Origin of the sequence: Leucobacter fengyongliangi (genome assembly GCF_050971685.1) — a bacterium.
Classification (GTDB): Bacteria; Actinomycetota; Actinomycetes; order Actinomycetales; family Microbacteriaceae; genus Leucobacter.
In genome coordinates this window covers 57,429-72,914 of record NZ_JBPCEU010000014.1, presented here as the reverse complement: position 1 = coordinate 72,914, position 15,486 = coordinate 57,429, and the positions used below count along the sequence as shown (strand labels likewise).

The following is a 15,486-nucleotide window of genomic DNA, read 5'->3' as shown; positions in this document are numbered from 1 at the left end:
CTTTCGACCCCTTGCCGATCCATCCGCAATGGCTGCACCATTGCTCCCGTCTGCCCGAGCCAGGCTTGGGGCTCGAAAACGCGCCGCCCCGTTGCTTCTCCTCTGGTTGATGCCCGTCACCCCGTGCTAACCTCATCTCACGTTCACGAGTGGTAACCGTAGGTACCTGGCCGGTTACCCGACAACCCGAATCCATCGATTCCCGGGTGTCCCAGGGGAAGAACGGGCCCGCGAGATCTCGCGGTGCAAGAACGGTGGGGCGAGGCCCCGGGAAGGGGCAGATCTCATGCCCAATATCTCTACACACAGTGGATCGCGCACAGCGTGGTGGCACCAGCTCGGTCTGAGCGGAGGCTTCGACCTCGAGAGCCGGTCGGCGCGCCAGGTGCTTAAGTCCTATAGGCCCACGGTATTCGTCTCTAGGAGCGACGACGGCGAGGCCGAACGGATCGGGTTCGACCAGCTGGTGGCCCTGATTGAGGAAGCCGAGCGCACCGAACGCACGCAACACGAAGCCGCGATTGTGGATCGCGCCGCTGCCGCACAGGCCGAGTTCGAGGCGGCGTTCACGCTGCCCGGAGCCGACGAGCCGATCGTCGACGGACGCTGGGCTGGATTCACGCGCGGCGAGGCGACCGCGTGGTGCCACAACCTGTTCCAGTACGAGCCGCACGGCTTCGTGCACCCCGGCTCCGAGGTGCGCGTGCGGGCGCTGGCAGCGCTGCGCGACGGCCAGTTGCCCGAGGACTTCGGGTACCCAGAGCGCGCACGTGAGCTGCGCGACTCAGGGCAGACGCCTCGCAGTTACCGAGTGCACCGTGAGGCGCTCGGTGCGCGCATCTTCGATCCATTTGAGGTGCGGCACCGCTGATTCGATCGGGTCGGGGGCTCGCTGTATTCGCAGCGGATCCGCGCCGCGGCGCGCTTCCGACCCCTCGCCGATCCATCCGCAGTTGTCGGGCCTGGTTCGGCCCGACAACTGCGGCAGTGGCCGCAGCGCGCGGAAAGAGAAACGCGACGCGTTTCTCCCTGATTCCCCGCGCCCGCCAGACCCGGCCAGGCTCGGGGCTCGAAAACGCGCCGCCCCGCTGCCTCGCGTGTCTCGACGTGGGCTCCACACCATCGATAGGCTCGACCTGGGAAGCTCAGAGGAGGCTGCTAGATGTTTGTCGAAACTCTGGGGCAGATGTGGCAAGCGATCGAGCCGATGGCGCCGATGCTCGTCACCATGCTGGTTGTGGGGATCGCGCTCGCTGCCCCGTTGCCTGGCCGTGGCCCGCACGGAAAGCGTGACCCGTGGCGCCTGTTCAAGTACGGTGCGCGCCGCGAGGTGATGGATCGCGCAGGCGGTCGTTGCGAGGCGCAGCTGCTTCTCATGTGGGGCAGATGCGGCGAGGCAGCGACAGACGCCGATCACATCTACCCGTGGAGCAAGGGCGGCCCCACGATCGTGAGTAACGGCCAGGCACTGTGCCGATCGCACAACGCAGGCAAGGGGTCCACCACTCCGCCGTGGTGGAAGCTGGTCGGCCTCGAGCGACGGCGCAAGGTGTACTTTCCAGAAGGCGCAGATCCACGAGTGTTTGCGCGCATGAGCGAGCGAGACCGCACATTGCGTGAACTGCGATCCGACGGGTAAGAAGGCCTCCATGTTGAACATCACGGAACCTGGCGCAGGGGATATGGCTCAATAAGCCGGTCTGTTTGGGCAAGCCGAGTTACTGCGTGGCCTTCAGCGGATTTCGAATGAGGAAGAAGAGTAAATGGGTGACTACCGCATCGAGCAGTTCTCGTTCGACCCTCTCGCTGTCGGAGAGTGGGCCGCCGCCAATGCCCGACACAGCAACTGGCCGGTTGTCTACACGATCGACAATGAGCGCGATATCTATGTGGGGGAGTCGCTCAATGGCGCGGCCCGCATGCGGCAGCATCTTGGCACCGAGGGGAAGCAGCATCTCAAACGCGTGCAGGTGATCGTCGACGACACCTTTAACAAGTCTGCGTGCCTCGACCTCGAATCGCACTTCATTCGCCTCTTCGCGGGCGATGGCAAGTACCGAGTGCTCAACCGCAACGATGGAATCTCCGAGGCCGACTACTATCGCCGCGGGGATTACCAGGAAGTCTTCGACAACATCTTCGAGGAGTTACGCGCAGCGGGGTACTTCACCCGGTCCGTCGAAGATATTCAGAACAGCGATCTCTTCAAATTCTCACCCTTCAAAGCGCTCACGCATGACCAGGCCATCGCCGTCGAGGACATCATGGATGGGCTGATCGAGGACCTTCACCAGGGCCGCGCGAGCACGATCGTGGTGCAGGGGGAGCCCGGTACCGGGAAGACGATTCTTGCTATCTACATCATGAAGCTCCTCGGCGACATGCGCAGAGCCGACGCGCAGGAGTTTGATCGCGAATCTATGTTCGCCGACCTCTTCACGGAAGAGAACCGCGAACTGCTCAGAGGGTTTCGAGTTGGCATCGTCGTGCCGCAGCAGTCGCTGCGCGCCACCATGCAGGCGGTGTTCTCGCGCACGCCTGGGCTTGACAAAGCGAGTGTGTTGACCCCGTTTGACGTGGGGCGATCCACCGAGAAATTCGACCTGCTCATCGTAGACGAGGCACACCGGCTCAACCGCCGATCAGCACAGGCCATGGGCACACTCACGCGTGACTTCGGTGAAATCAACCGGGTGCTGTTTGGGCCAGATGGCGAGAATCGCAGCCAACTCGACTGGATTACGCACCAGAGCACCCACCAGATCTTCCTCGTCGACAGCGCGCAGGCGGTTCGACCCGCAGATCTACCGCGGGAAACGCTTGAGGAACTGAGCGGCGGTGCACGAGCCGCGAAACGGTTCTATCCACTCACGAGCCAAATGCGGGTGCGCGCGGGATCTGACTACGTCGGGTACGTTCGTCGGCTGCTCGAACGGCCAGATGAGAGCGCCCCCAATTTCGGGGAGTACGACCTCCGCGTCTTCGCCGATTTCGATGCGTTTCACGACGCGATCATGCGGCGCGACCGCGAGGTGGGGTTGTCACGGGTGCTCGCCGGGTACGCGTGGGAGTGGAAGAGTCGGAAGAACTCCGCCGCGTTCGATATCGAACTCGGCACCAAGCAGCTGCAGTGGAATACCACCTCCAAAGACTGGATTAACTCGTCGAACTCAGTGCGGGAGGTCGGCTCGATCCACACGGTGCAGGGGTACGATCTCAACTACGCGGGCGTGATCATCGGTGGCGATCTGAAGCTCAACCCTGTTTCCGGGCGAACCGTGTTTGACCGCGCGACCTACTTCGATCGGCGTGGCAAGTCGAACAACAACTTCCTCGGGCAGAAATTCACTGATGAAGACCTACTCGAATACGTGCGAAACATTTATGGGGTGCTTCTGAGTCGAGGCATGCTGGGCACATACATGTACGTGTGCGACCCAGCGCTTCGCCAGCGTTTGGCGGAGTTGTTGCCGGGTTCGAGTGGCAGCCGCTGAAGCTACAGGCGGTCGTACTTCTCGCTGCGTCCTCTCGCTTTGTCGACCGGGTATTTCTCCCGAGTCTTCGCCAGCTTGTCCATCACGATTGTGTCAGCGTTAAGGCCCAGACGATCCGCGAGAAGCAGGCAGTAGGTCAGTACATCGGCCAACTCGTCTTTCGCTGAGGCCAGGTCGGCATCGCCCCACTGAAAGCATTCGAGGAGCTCTGCCGCTTCGATGCTGATGCTTTTGGCCAGGTTCTCGGGTGTGTGGAACTGCGCCCATTCGCGCTCGGCAACAAATTCGCGGAGTGCTTCGAGGACGGGCTTCTCATGCATGCTTCAAAACTATCAGCGCAAGGTATACATGCTGATCATCGCGGTTGGCCTTGCTGATCCACCTACTGGAAATACCGGTGCGGAAGGCAAACTGCTCGGCATCGGCCGGCCTCGAATAGTCCGCTCCGTGTTTTCGTTGCTCACCGCTCCTGCTTTTATGATGATGATGATGTTTATTTAAAGTCAGACCTGGAGTAGGATTGACATTTAATTAACATCATTATTGGGAGATTACATCATGTTTATCGCACCCCCGCTCGATGCGCACGAGCGAGAAGTGCGTGATGAGATCGAGAAGCTCAACGAAGAACTGAAGTTCCACCTGCGGCAGGGCAACCGGTGGAACGGGGCGCTACGGCGCACAACCTTCGCGCGGAACGTGCAAGGCTCGAACACTATTGAGGGAATCAACGCCAGCGTTGACGACATCAACGCTATTGCCGCCGGTGAGAAGCCCGCGGCTATAGACGACGTGACGGAGCAAGCGCTCGCGGGGTATCAGCAGGCGATAACGTTTGTGCTGCAGCTCGCCAAGAGCGAGTTCGCGCTGAGCCCGATGCTTGTGCGCAGTCTCCACTTCATCACTACTTCGTATGACATGACCAAGTGGCCCGGGAGGTTTCGCCCTGGACCGGTGTACGTGCAAGAAGAGCGAACTGGGGACATCGTGCACGAGGGTGCGCCAGCAGGCGAGGTTCCAGATCTCATCAGGCAGCTGTGCGCGATGTCGGGGCCTGGAGAAGACGACCTGATTCAGGCCGCGATGCTGCACCTGAACTTTGTGCTGATCCACCCATTCAAGGACGGAAATGGTCGTCTTGCTCGAGTGTTGCAGAGTCTGATGCTCGGAGCATACGGAGAGTTCGCGCCGGTCTTTCTGACGATCGAAGAGTATCTGGGCAGGCGAACCCAGGCGTACTACGATGTGCTCGCCAAGGTTGGTCAGGGCGATTGGAGTGATGCAGACTATGACCCGGAACTGGCGCGCCCTTGGATTCGCTTCATGCTCACGGCGCATCTGAACCAGGCGCTTGAGCGGAAGCAGCGTATCGCGTCTTCGGCTGAAGCAGCGGCGAAAATGGACGAGCTCATCATCGATGCTCAGCTCCCTGACCGTACAGCTCAGGCGCTGTACGGTGCCATGTATGACGGAACCGTCACCCGCGCGAGGTATATGGCGGCCCTTACGGATGCGGGCGAACCGATCAAAGAGCAGACCGCGTCACGGGATCTTGGTGCTCTGGCTCGCGCAGAACTGCTCGTCGCGCACGGTGATCGACGCGGCCGTAAGTACTCAGCCAGCCAGGCCGTGAGACAAGCAGCCCGTAGCTCTGGTCTCGGATACGCGTGGAGAGATATCGATCCGTTCGAGTAAGGACTTGCGCGGTTGAGTTTGGGCAGGAAGGAACTCAGGGTTATGGATGTTACGAATCTGAACAGCGGTGGAACTCCCCGTTTGCCCGAGATCACACTGGTACAGGGTGACATCACGACGCTTGCGGTCGACGCGGTAGTGAACGCGGCGGACACCCGCATGCGCGGTGGCGGCGGGGTCGATGGTGCGATTCACCGGGCCGGTGGGCCCGCGGTGCTGCGCGACTGCATTGAGCGGTTTCCGAACGGCCTCGCCACGGGCGACGCCGGGTGGACCACGGCTGGGGAGTTGCCCGCGCGCTGGGTGATCCACACCGTTGGGCCTGACCGGCGCAGCGGGCAGACCGATCGCGGGCTGCTGGAATCGTGTTACGCGCGGGCGCTGGCAGTGGCCGATGAACTTGGTGCGCGGTCGGTGGCGTTTCCGCTGATCGGCGCGGGGGTATTTGGATGGCCGCTCGACGAAGCCGCCGTAGCGGCGGTCGAGACGATTCGACGTACCTCGACGAGTGTGGAAGACGTGACGCTGGTGGCCTTCGGTGCGGAGGCACTGGCCGCACTGCAGAAAGCGTTGGGCGAGCAAGGAGTTTCGGCTGATGAGTGACGTTGTCGGCAACTTCGGTGATGCGGGCAACGGGCGCGAGGACAGTTCTCAGCGCTGACCACTGCAGCCCGATTGGCGAATCCCCGACTCGCTTCTCGGCGACGCTCGTGATTGCGGTTAACCTAAAGTTTGGACTAAAGCTAAATTTGGAGAATCGTGCAGACACCCACCTCAAAACTCTTGTCCACCCTAACGCTAGTTGCTGGCGCAGTGGCGGTCGTGCTGACCCTCGTCTTCTTCTTCACCATGGCCGGTGGGGGTGTCCTTGTTGCTGCGTTGGTGGCCGGGGTGGTCGGGATCATTCTGGGTGTGCTCGCCCTCCGGAAAGAACAGGCGAGAGGGATCGCGGTCACAGGCTTGGTGCTGAGCATCATTACCGCGTTGCTTGCTGCGGCGATCATTCTCTTCGCCCTGGTGTTTGTTGGCGCGATCCCAGTGTGACTGTGGCCGGCCACGCTCTGAGCGCCCGCGATTGTGTCAGCCCGGTGCCGTCGAGCGTGGTTTCGCTCGATCATGGTCGAAGACGTACGCGCCTTGCCAAGGTTTATTCAATTAACCTTTGGTAAGGTGGGATTATGGTTCAGGATAAGCGAACCGGAGACGCGAATACAGATGGCTCGTGGCCGGCAATCGAGACTGAGCCGCGCCCTTGGGAGCGCAGCGGAGACGAAGTCGCATCGCGTCGTGCGCTGCGCCAGGCACGCGGCGACTACCAGGCCGCCGTGCCTCCCTTCATTCGTGACGCACGAGCTGTGCTCGCCCCCGACGTGCAGGCGCTGGCCGACGATGCCAGTCGAGAACTGACACGGTTTGACACCGAGGCGGGCTTAGTCGCTGCGCCCTTTGCCTCAATTCTGCTGCGCACCGAATCTGCCTCGAGCTCCGAGGTTGAGCACCTCACCTCGAGCGCCAAGCAGGTTGCCCTTGCCGAGATTGGTGCCTCCGACTCGGGCAATGCACGTCTCGTCGTGGCAAACGTGCGGGCAATGCGCGCCGCGCTGGAACTCTCAGATGACCTCAGTGAGAGCTCGATCATTGCCATGCACGAGACGCTGCTCGGTGAGAGCCAACCCACCTTCGTCGGCCGCTTTCGAGATCAGCAGGTGTGGATCGGCGGAGGCCACCTCTCGCCACATGCTGCGTCGTTCGTGCCGCCGCACCACGAACGTGTGCCCGCGCTCATGGCCGACCTCGTGGAGTTCGCCAGTCGGACCGACATTCCGCTGCTCGCACACAGCGCGATCGCCCACGCCCAGTTTGAGACGATCCACCCGTTCCCCGACGGCAACGGTCGCACCGGCCGTGCCTTGTTGCACAGCATGCTGCGTCACGGAGGGCTGACGCGCAACGTGACGGTGCCTGTCTCGGCTGGCCTGTTGCGAGAGACGAGCCGCTACTTTGACGCGCTCACCGAATATCGTGCCGGCGACCCGGGCGCGATCGTCACGGTCGTCTCACACGCGGTATTCGCTGCGGTGCAGAACGGCCGCGCACTTGTCTCCGAGCTTCGTGACGTCGCCGAGCGTTGGGAGTCGGAGATTCCCTCGCGACGCGATTCAGCGGGGGCCAAGCTGCCTGAGCTGCTGCTGCGACAACCTGTGGTCACCGCGAGAATTGTGGCCACTGAACTCGGCGTCTCCGAAGTCGCCGCCCAATCCGCCATTAACCGGCTCGTTGATGGTGGCGCGCTGCACCAGACCAACTCGGGCAGGCGCAACCGAATCTGGCACGCACCCGAGGTACTCACCGCGCTTGACCGCTTCGGCGAGCGGGCCAGGCGACGAAACGAAGTGACCTAGACCCATGCATGAAATCAAGTGCCCGCACTGCCAGAAGGCGTTCAAGATCGACGAGGCCGGCTATGCCGACATCGCCAAGCAGGTGCGCGACAGCGAGTTCGAGCGGCTCATGCGCGAACGCCTCGAGTTTGCCGAGCAGGAGAAGCGCACCGCCGTCGAGCTCGCCGAGGCCAAGCTCGCGCAGAGTCTGCACGCGAGCGCCGCCGCGAAGGAAGCCGAGATCCAGGCCCTCCAGGCGCAGCTCGACGCGTACGGGATCGAGAAGAAGCTCGAGCTCACCGAGTCACTCGCTGCGGTCGAGAAGCAGCGCGACGCACTGCGCAACGACCTCGAGCGCGCAACCCTGGAGAAGGAACTCGCCGAAAAGTCGCTCAAGGAGCGCTATGAGATTCAGCTGAAAGACCGCAACGACGAGATCGAACGGCTGCGCGACATGAAGGCGCGGCTCTCGACCAAGATGGTCGGCGAAACCCTCGAGCAGCACTGCGAGACCGAGTTCAACCGGGTGCGTGCGATGGCGTTTCCGACCGCCTACTTCGAGAAAGACAACGACGCGCGCAGCGGCAGCAAGGGCGACTTCATCTTTCGCGAAAGCGATGCCGCCGGCACCGAGATCGTGTCGATCATGTTTGAGATGAAGAACGAGAACGACGAGACGGCGACCAAGCGCAAGAACGAAGATTTTCTCAAAGAGCTGGATCGCGATCGCACCGAGAAGGGCTGCGAATACGCGGTGCTCGTCTCGCTGCTCGAACCCGAGAGCGAGCTCTACAACGGGGGCATCGTCGATGTCTCGCACCGCTACCCCAAGATGTACGTGGTGCGGCCGCAGTTCTTCATTCCGATCATCACGCTGCTGCGCAACGCCGCGATGAGCTCGCTCGCCTACAAGTCGGAGCTCGCGCTCGTGAAAGCGCAGAACATCGACGTGACGAACTTCGAGAATCACCTCGACACGTTCAAGACCGGCTTCGCGCGCAACTACGACCTGGCATCGCGACAGTTCAACACCGCGATCGAGGAGATCGACAAGGCGATCGCGCGGCTGAACAAGGTGAAGGAGTCGCTGCTCGGCTCGGAGAACAACCTGCGGCTTGCCAACAACAAGGCGCAGGATTTGACGATCAAGAAGCTGACGCGCGGGAATCCGACGATGGTGGCGAAGTTCGCCGAGCTGCGGGATGCGGACGGGGAGCTGGCGGGGGAGTAGCAGGGTGCGACGCGGGGAGACACAGGCCGACGGCGCGTAATTGCTCAGGGAATGCGGATCCACTGTCTGTGGTTGAGGGGTGCGTGAGAAAAAACATCGGCTTTCTGTCATTTGGGCACTGGACCCCGCACCCCACGTCGGCGGCGCAGACCGCGTCTGACGTGCTGCTGCAGAGCATCGACCTGGCGGTTGCGGCCGAGGAGCTCGGGGCCGATGGCGCGTACTTTCGGGTGCATCACTTTGCCCGGCAGCTCGGGTCGCCGTTTCCGCTGCTCGCGGCGGTCGGCGCGCGCACCTCGCGCATCGAGATCGGCACCGGCGTGATCGACATGCGCTACGAGAACCCGCTCGCCTTCGCCGAGCAGGCCGGTGCTGCAGACCTCATTTCGGGCGGCCGGTTGCAACTCGGTATCTCGCGTGGATCACCCGAGCAGGTTATTGACGGGTGGCGGTACTTCGGGTTCGCACCCGCCGAGGGGGAGACTGACGCCGACATGGGCCGCCGGCACACCGAGGTGGCACTGCAGGTGCTCTCTGGTGCGCAGTTCGCGCAGCCGAACCCGCGGCCGATGTTCCCCAATCCGCCCGGTCTTTTGCGCATCGAACCGTACTCGGAGGGTCTGCGCCAGCGCATCTGGTGGGGCGCCGGTTCCGACGCGACGGCTCGCTGGGCCGCGCAGCAGGGCATGCACCTCATGTCGTCGACGCTGAAAGACGATGAGTCGGGTGAGCCCTTCCACGTGCAGCAGCGGAAGCAGATCGAGGCGTTCCGTGAGGAGTGGGCGAAGCACGACCATGGCTTTGAGCCGCGGGTGTCGGTGTCGCGATCCATCTTTGCGATCACCAACGACACGGATCGCAAGTACTTCCTCGGCGGGGGTGACCGCGATGATCAGTTCGGGATGATCGGTGGAACGCGCTCGGTGTTCGGGCGCTCGTACGCAGATGAGCCGGACGCGCTGATCGAGCAGTTGCGCGGCGACGAGGCGATTGCTGCCGCCGACACCGTGCTGCTGACCGTACCGAACCAGCTTGGGGTCGACTACAACGCGCACGTGCTGGAGGCGATTCTGACGGAGGTGGCTCCGGGGCTCGGCTGGCGGTAGACGGGTTTCTGAGCGCCCTGTAGTGGTACGCTTTGTGGTACCACTAATGATTGGAGTCGCGATGACCGCAATAACTGCGACAGAGGCTCGGCGAAACCTGTTCGGCCTGATCCAGCAAGTGAATGACGATCATGCCCCGGTTGAGGTCGTGTCGAAACACGGTAATGCCGTGATTCTTTCTAAAGATGACTACGATGCGATGACAGAGACCGCTTATCTGTTGCGTAACGCGAAGGGTGCCGAGCGACTGCTCGCGGCTCTTGAGCGCGCGCGGCGGGGTGAATTTGAAACCCACGAGTTGCTCGAAGCGTGACCCGACAACTCGCCTTCGACCGGCACGGGTGGGACGACTACACGTACTGGCAATCGCAGGATCGGAAGACACTTCGACGAGTCAATGCACTCATCGCCGATCTGATTCGCGATCCCTTCACCGGTATCGGGAAACCCGAGCCACTGAAGCACATCCTTGCTGGTGCATGGTCGCGGCGCATCGATGATGCGAACCGTCTCGTCTACCTCGTGACCGATACCCACATCGTCATCTTGCAGGCACGCGACCACTACTAACGGAACCCGAAGGAGCGCCGGGGAATACAGCCTTCGGTAGTGTCAGTTGCACCGCACGCGCATGGGATCCCGTACCTGCGGCCTCTGATCGGAGTTCACATGACCAACACCGGTGCAAACCCTCCCACACCTGCGGGTCACAGGCCGCTCGAAGTCGTGACGGAACCCGCGGGCAATCTCTCCCGCTCCGAGTGGATGCAGGCCAGGCTCTTCCAGGCGATCTCGGTACAGCGACCGGTGGTGCTCGAGTTACTGAAGTCGCTGCGCCGGGAGAAGCCCCACGCAACTCCCGCACAGATCCTCAGAGAACTCGAGAAGCGGTACGTGACAACCGTGACCGCGACGAGTACCGGGGTGGGGGCCTCCGCCGCGATCCCCGCAGTCGGCATTCCGCTGGCGCTCGGGCTGGGGGTCGCCGACCTCGTGTTCTTCGCCGAAACCAGCGCGCTCTATGTGCTCGCAGCCAGTGAACTGCATGGCATCGAGGTGCGCGATGCGGATCGGGCCCGCCCCCTCATCTTCGGCATGCTGCTTGGGCAGAAGTCACAGAGTAAGGTTGCAAAGCTCGTTGCGCAGGCTGCGGGGGCCGGCAGTGTGGATCAGGCGCGCAGCGTGGCCGAGGGCACACTTGGCAGGGTGATTCCGGGCGGGTGGGGAACCGTCGTGACTCAGCAGTTGCCCGACTCGGCGCTCGCGCCGCTCGCCACGGTGCTCGTGCGCCAGGCGCTCCAGGAGAGCGCGCGGTTCGGGGCCGGGATGCTGGGCAAGGCGGTGCCCTTTGGGATAGGAGCAGTCATCGGCGGACTCGGTAGCCTCACGTTCGGGCGCGACGTGGTGAAAGCCGCGCATGTCGCGTTTCCGGAAACGCCACTCGAGTTTCCTGAGTCTCTGCGCGAATTCCGTAAGCCAGAGAAGATCGAGGGTGAACCCTCGCGTGCGATGAAGGCCTTGAAGGCAGCGGGTGGTGGCCTATCGGCCTTCGGGGGCGCGGTGAAAGGGAAGGCATCTGCCGCAGGCAACGCGGTCTTCCGGCGGAAGGAACCTCGGGGTGCCTCGGTAGAGAGCGACACACCATGACCTACCGTGAGAATATGCGCCGAATCCGCCTCATTTCTCCCGCGTCCGCCTCTCTCACCGCCCTCCTGCTTGCCGGAGCGTTTGCCGTCACGGGCTGCGCGGCAACGTCGCCCGAGATCGCGAGCTCCGCAGGGGTCGCCCCGACACCCGCGACCGTCGATCCTGCCAGCTGCCCAGTGCTGCCCGACGGCTTCGCGTATCTCAACACCGTCGACAGGTCGATTAGTGTCGACCTCAAGTACGCGACCACCGATAACTTCACCGGCGAGGCCGTCGACGGGTACGAACGCGCGGGCACCGCGGTGCTGCGCGCCGACGCGGCCGAGGCGCTCTCCGACGTGCAGGCATCGCTCGCCGAGAAAGGTCTCGGCCTCCTGGTTTTCGATGCCTTCCGCCCCACCCGAGCGGTCGCCGATTTCGTTGCCTGGTCGCAAACTGATGATGATCGCACGCGCGAGGTGTACTACCCGAGCCTCGAAAAGGCGCAACTCTTCGCACTCGGCTACATCGCCGAGCAATCTGGACACTCGCTCGGAGGCACCGTTGATCTGACGCTCGTCTCCCTGGCGAGTGGCGATCCACTGGACATGGGCGGCGCGTTCGATCTCTTCGACGAGCGCTCGCACTACGAGTTCGACGGTGTCACACCCCAACAGTTCCAGCACCGCACGGTGCTGCGCGAGGCGATGATCGACGCTGGCTTCGCGCCGTATCCGCAAGAATGGTGGCATTTCTCGTACCCGGTGCCCGAAGGTGCCGAACGCCTCGACTTCGCACTCGAATCCTGCGGCTGAGCCGCGGGGGCAGGAGGCAGCCGATCAGACCGACTGGTCGCGGTGTTCGGCGAGTGCTTCGTGGTTCGGCGCACGCGCCGTTCGTGCTCAGTGGTGGATCAGGGCCTTAAGGAGGATCAGGATCCCGCCGAACGCGCCGGTGAGTATGGCACCGCCCGCCCGCACCCAAAAACTCGGGGAGCGGGTGGCGGTGATCCACCACCCGACGGCACCCAGCAACGCGACATCGACGTACAGAGCCAGCCACACGGCATCTCCGTCATCGAGCACATCCGTCACCCCGAGCGCGAGCACGACCACCGGCACCACAGCGACACCCAGCATGCCGAAAGAGCGGCGAATCGCGTGGCGAAACGACTCTCTGAACGTGCGCTTGTGGCCGTCCGAGGCAGTGAGGCCGGTCAGCGTGTCTGCGAAGACGTGTGCAGCATAGAAAACGACCACCGTAGCAAGCACGGTGTTCAGCGCATCCCAGGAACTACCCGCGAGGTTTCGACTCACCACGATCATGCCTGCGACGAGAACGAGGCCATAGATCGCGCCCTCAGAGAGCAGAGCGCGTTCGAGTCTGTTGCTGCGGGTCGTGGAGTCAGTCACTCGCAAAGAATATCGGCTGCGGGTGGCGCGGAATGCACCCGACAGGTAGATCTCGATGTGCTCGTTTGTGGTGCGGCCTGCCGGTTCGCGGATTCTGTGCGCTCGGACTCCCGCCGGATTGAGGAAACCGCGTTCCGCGCATGACCCCGCGTTACGCGGTTCGTGGCGGGGGCGTGCTGAAGTTTGAGAACATAGTGTGTATGTCGCTGTCTGGGCGGCGACTCGCGACCCCGAAGGAGACAGCGAACCACATGAGCACAGTGTCGAAGCCGCAGATCGCGAAGGACGTGACCGAGCTCGTCGGCGCGACACCGCTTGTGCAAATCAACCGTCTCGTCGCCCCGGGCGGCGCACGGGTGCTGGGCAAGTTTGAAGCGTTCAACCCGGGCGGCAGCATCAAGGATCGTACGGCACTCTCGATCGTTGAGGCGGCTGAGTCCGACGGGCGTCTCAAGCCCGGTGGCACGGTCCTCGAGGCGACGAGCGGGAACACCGGCATCGCTCTCGCCTGGATCGGCGCGGTCAAAGGCTACAAGGTCATCATTGTGATGCCCGATGACGTCTCGCAGGAACGCCGCACCCTGCTGCGCGCGCTCGGCGCCGAGTTGGTGCTTACCCCCGGACCCGAGGCAATGGCAGGTGCGAACCAGGAGGCCGGCCGGATCCTGGAACGCACCCCGGGTGCCTTCCTGTCTGGGCAGGGCGGCAACGATGCCAACCCGGCCGTGCACGAGCGCACCACCGGCCCCGAGATTTGGAATGCCACCGAGGGAAAGATCGACATGTTCGTCTCGACCGTCGGCACCGGCGGCACCCTGACGGGCGTGGGACGCTACCTGCGTTCGCAGAATCCGGATGTGCAACTCGTCGCGGTGCAGCCCGCAGAGGCGCCCGTGCTCACGGGCGGGGAGTTTCATCCACACAAGATCCAGGGCATCATCGGCGGCAACGGGTTCCCTCCGGTGCTCGAGATTGAGCTCGCAAATGAGATCCTCAGCATTCCGCAGGATCTCGCCATCGAAACCGCCAGGGCGGCACTTGCGCGCGAAGGGCTGCTCGTGGGCATCTCGGGCGGTGCGAACCTAGCGGCCGCCAAGGAACTGGCCGAGCGACCCGAGAACGCTGGCAAGACGATCGTCACGATGCTCTGCGACACCGGTGAGCGGTACCTCAGCACCGACCTGTTCGCCCACGTCCGAGAGGCGTAGTCTGGGTCATACCGAACCTGCCATCGCCAGCGAGGGGAGATGCTCTTGAGTGAAGTGCACGTCATCGGCGTAGCGATCGATTCAAGCGGACAGCGGGTGATCCTGCTGAAACCGAAGGACGCGGAGCCGGGCGAAGGCAAGATCTTGCCCATCTGGATCGGTGAACAGGAGGCCACCTCGATCCTCGTGGCGGTTGAGGGCGTGCACATGCCCCGTCCACTCGCGCACGACCTGCTGCGTTCGGTGATCGACGCACTCGGATCCCGGGTCGACCGCGTCGAGATCACGAGTATTGACAACGGCACGTTCTATGCGGTGGTGTACCTCGAAGGTGCCGATGGTGAGCACGTTGTCGACGCGCGACCTTCTGATGCCATCGCCCTCGCCTCGCGCACCGGAGCCCCCATGCACGTCGCTGACGCGGTGCTGGAAGAAGCTGGAATAGAAGACACCGTCACCTCTCGGCCTGATGAGTCTGGCGAGCCGGGGGAGGGTGACGAAGAGGAGCGGCTGGAGGAGTTCCGCTCATTTCTCGACACGGTGAACCCCGAGGACTTTGGCGAATAGCGCTGATTTCGACCCCTAAACTCCACGAAATACTGGCAGGCTCCCGACACTCCGATGAGTCGTCTATGGGGTGAGTGGGAAATTAGTGAGGTTTACCAGGGGAAATGGAACCGCCGCATGGACTTCGCTCATCACACCAGAGAGCAATTGATCGAGCGCATACGTGAGCTTGAGCTGCACAACGTAAAACTCTTGGAGCAGCACGAACGGGATCTCGCTGACCAAAACGAACGACTTGAGCACCGGGCAAGCACCGACGGTCTCACTGGCATCGCGAATCACCGCACGCTGATGGAGAGGCTCACCAGCTTGCTCGCCGATGCCGACGAGAAGCCAGTGCCAGTTGCGGTTTCGATGTTCGACATCGACAACTTCAAGGTCGTCAACGACACTCACGGTCACCTCGCCGGTGACCAGGTACTCACCACGATTGCCGGGTTACTCACGGAGGGTGTCCGCTCAAGGGATCTTGCCGGTCGATACGGCGGCGAAGAATTCTTGGTCATCTTTCCCGATACGGAGGTGTCGCAGGCCGCCGATATTAGCGAGCGCATCCGCGCCGCCATTGAAGCGCACACCTTCAACGACGGAATTCGCCTCACCATCAGCGCGGGGGTCGCAAGCGCGACAGGTGGATCGCACACCGACTTGGTCAGCCTCGCAGACACGCGGCTCTACGCGGCGAAACGCGCGGGAAAGAACCAGGTCGTCTCGGACTGAAGCATCGAGTTCCGAGTGCTACCGGAGATTGCCCTATTGTGACAAT

19 protein-coding genes and 1 riboswitch are annotated in these 15,486 nt (G+C 62.8%); of the genes, 17 read left to right on the top strand and 2 right to left on the bottom strand.

Translation table 11 applies throughout. From position 1 onward, the window contains the following. The first annotated feature begins 141 nt into the window (after positions 1–141). Positions 142–258, top strand: a riboswitch (SAM riboswitch). A gap of 28 nt (positions 259–286) precedes the next feature. From ACR0R4_RS11190 to ACR0R4_RS11180, 3 genes are all read left to right on the top strand, one after another. Then, the gene (locus ACR0R4_RS11190) at positions 287–871 is read left to right on the top strand and encodes a hypothetical protein (protein WP_433647529.1); all 585 of its coding nucleotides are present in this window, start codon (positions 287–289) and stop codon (positions 869–871) included. Positions 872–1,162: 291 nt separating this feature from the next. Then, on the top strand, positions 1,163–1,639 hold the full coding sequence (locus ACR0R4_RS11185) for an HNH endonuclease (RefSeq protein WP_433647528.1): 477 nt from the start codon (positions 1,163–1,165) through the stop codon (positions 1,637–1,639). 124 nt (positions 1,640–1,763) lie between these two features. After that, positions 1,764–3,494, top strand: a complete 1,731-nt coding sequence (locus ACR0R4_RS11180) for a DNA/RNA helicase domain-containing protein (RefSeq protein WP_433647527.1) — start codon at positions 1,764–1,766, stop codon at positions 3,492–3,494. 2 nt (positions 3,495–3,496) lie between these two features. On the opposite strand, the gene ACR0R4_RS11175 is transcribed toward ACR0R4_RS11180, so the two are convergent. Beyond that, positions 3,497–3,814, bottom strand: coding sequence for a nucleotide pyrophosphohydrolase (locus tag ACR0R4_RS11175; protein WP_433647525.1), 318 nt, complete (start codon positions 3,812–3,814; stop codon positions 3,497–3,499). On the opposite strand from ACR0R4_RS11175, the gene ACR0R4_RS11170 reads away from it, so the two are divergent. The 11 genes from ACR0R4_RS11170 to ACR0R4_RS11120 all read left to right on the top strand — a co-directional run bounded on the left by ACR0R4_RS11170 (position 3,813) and on the right by ACR0R4_RS11120 (position 12,348). Beyond that, positions 3,813–3,995 (top strand): hypothetical protein, encoded by a 183-nt coding sequence (locus ACR0R4_RS11170; RefSeq protein WP_433647524.1) that lies wholly within the window; start codon positions 3,813–3,815, stop codon positions 3,993–3,995. The two genes, ACR0R4_RS11175 and ACR0R4_RS11170, sit on opposite strands and share 2 nt — an antisense overlap. A 57-nt stretch (positions 3,996–4,052) precedes the next feature. Then, positions 4,053–5,189, top strand: coding sequence for a Fic family protein (locus ACR0R4_RS11165; RefSeq protein WP_433647523.1), 1,137 nt, complete (start codon positions 4,053–4,055; stop codon positions 5,187–5,189). Between the two features lie 42 nt (positions 5,190–5,231). After that, complete coding sequence (locus tag ACR0R4_RS11160) at positions 5,232–5,792, top strand: O-acetyl-ADP-ribose deacetylase (RefSeq protein ID WP_433647521.1); 561 nt, start codon at positions 5,232–5,234, stop codon at positions 5,790–5,792. A 156-nt stretch (positions 5,793–5,948) separates the two neighbouring features. Then, complete coding sequence (locus ACR0R4_RS11155) at positions 5,949–6,233, top strand: hypothetical protein (protein ID WP_433647520.1); 285 nt, start codon at positions 5,949–5,951, stop codon at positions 6,231–6,233. A 134-nt stretch (positions 6,234–6,367) separates the two neighbouring features. Further along, positions 6,368–7,591 carry a Fic family protein gene (locus tag ACR0R4_RS11150; RefSeq protein WP_433647519.1) on the top strand — a complete coding sequence of 408 codons (1,224 nt, stop codon included), beginning with the start codon at positions 6,368–6,370 and terminating at the stop codon, positions 7,589–7,591. 4 nt (positions 7,592–7,595) lie between these two features. Further along, positions 7,596–8,801 carry a DUF2130 domain-containing protein gene (locus tag ACR0R4_RS11145; RefSeq protein ID WP_433647518.1) on the top strand — a complete coding sequence of 402 codons (1,206 nt, stop codon included), beginning with the start codon at positions 7,596–7,598 and terminating at the stop codon, positions 8,799–8,801. Positions 8,802–8,884: 83 nt separating this feature from the next. Then, positions 8,885–9,907 (top strand): LLM class flavin-dependent oxidoreductase, encoded by a 1,023-nt coding sequence (locus tag ACR0R4_RS11140; RefSeq protein WP_433647517.1) that lies wholly within the window; start codon positions 8,885–8,887, stop codon positions 9,905–9,907. Positions 9,908–9,968: 61 nt separating this feature from the next. Then, positions 9,969–10,220: a type II toxin-antitoxin system Phd/YefM family antitoxin gene (locus ACR0R4_RS11135; protein WP_433647516.1), complete on the top strand. Its 252-nt coding sequence runs from the start codon at positions 9,969–9,971 to the stop codon at positions 10,218–10,220. Continuing rightward, complete coding sequence (locus ACR0R4_RS11130; RefSeq protein WP_433647515.1) at positions 10,217–10,477, top strand: Txe/YoeB family addiction module toxin; 261 nt, start codon at positions 10,217–10,219, stop codon at positions 10,475–10,477. Before ACR0R4_RS11135 ends, ACR0R4_RS11130 begins: the two co-directional genes overlap by 4 nt. Before the next feature lie 99 nt (positions 10,478–10,576). Further along, positions 10,577–11,554 carry a hypothetical protein gene (locus tag ACR0R4_RS11125; RefSeq protein WP_433647514.1) on the top strand — a complete coding sequence of 326 codons (978 nt, stop codon included), beginning with the start codon at positions 10,577–10,579 and terminating at the stop codon, positions 11,552–11,554. Continuing rightward, positions 11,551–12,348 (top strand): M15 family metallopeptidase, encoded by a 798-nt coding sequence (locus ACR0R4_RS11120; RefSeq protein ID WP_433647513.1) that lies wholly within the window; start codon positions 11,551–11,553, stop codon positions 12,346–12,348. Before ACR0R4_RS11125 ends, ACR0R4_RS11120 begins: the two co-directional genes overlap by 4 nt. Before the next feature lie 87 nt (positions 12,349–12,435). On the opposite strand, the gene ACR0R4_RS11115 is transcribed toward ACR0R4_RS11120, so the two are convergent. After that, entirely contained in the window at positions 12,436–12,945 is a 510-nt protein-coding gene (locus ACR0R4_RS11115) for a hypothetical protein (RefSeq protein ID WP_433647512.1), read from the bottom strand. A 251-nt stretch (positions 12,946–13,196) separates the two neighbouring features. On the opposite strand from ACR0R4_RS11115, the gene cysK reads away from it, so the two are divergent. The 3 genes from cysK (at position 13,197) to ACR0R4_RS11100 (ending at position 15,440) form a co-directional block, all read left to right on the top strand. Beyond that, positions 13,197–14,153: a cysteine synthase A gene (gene cysK / locus ACR0R4_RS11110; RefSeq protein ID WP_433647511.1), complete on the top strand. Its 957-nt coding sequence runs from the start codon at positions 13,197–13,199 to the stop codon at positions 14,151–14,153. Between the two features lie 54 nt (positions 14,154–14,207). After that, entirely contained in the window at positions 14,208–14,720 is a 513-nt protein-coding gene (locus ACR0R4_RS11105; RefSeq protein ID WP_433647551.1) for a bifunctional nuclease family protein, read from the top strand. A 117-nt stretch (positions 14,721–14,837) separates the two neighbouring features. Further along, on the top strand, positions 14,838–15,440 hold the full coding sequence (locus ACR0R4_RS11100) for a GGDEF domain-containing protein (protein ID WP_433647510.1): 603 nt from the start codon (positions 14,838–14,840) through the stop codon (positions 15,438–15,440). Positions 15,441–15,486 lie beyond the last annotated feature (46 nt).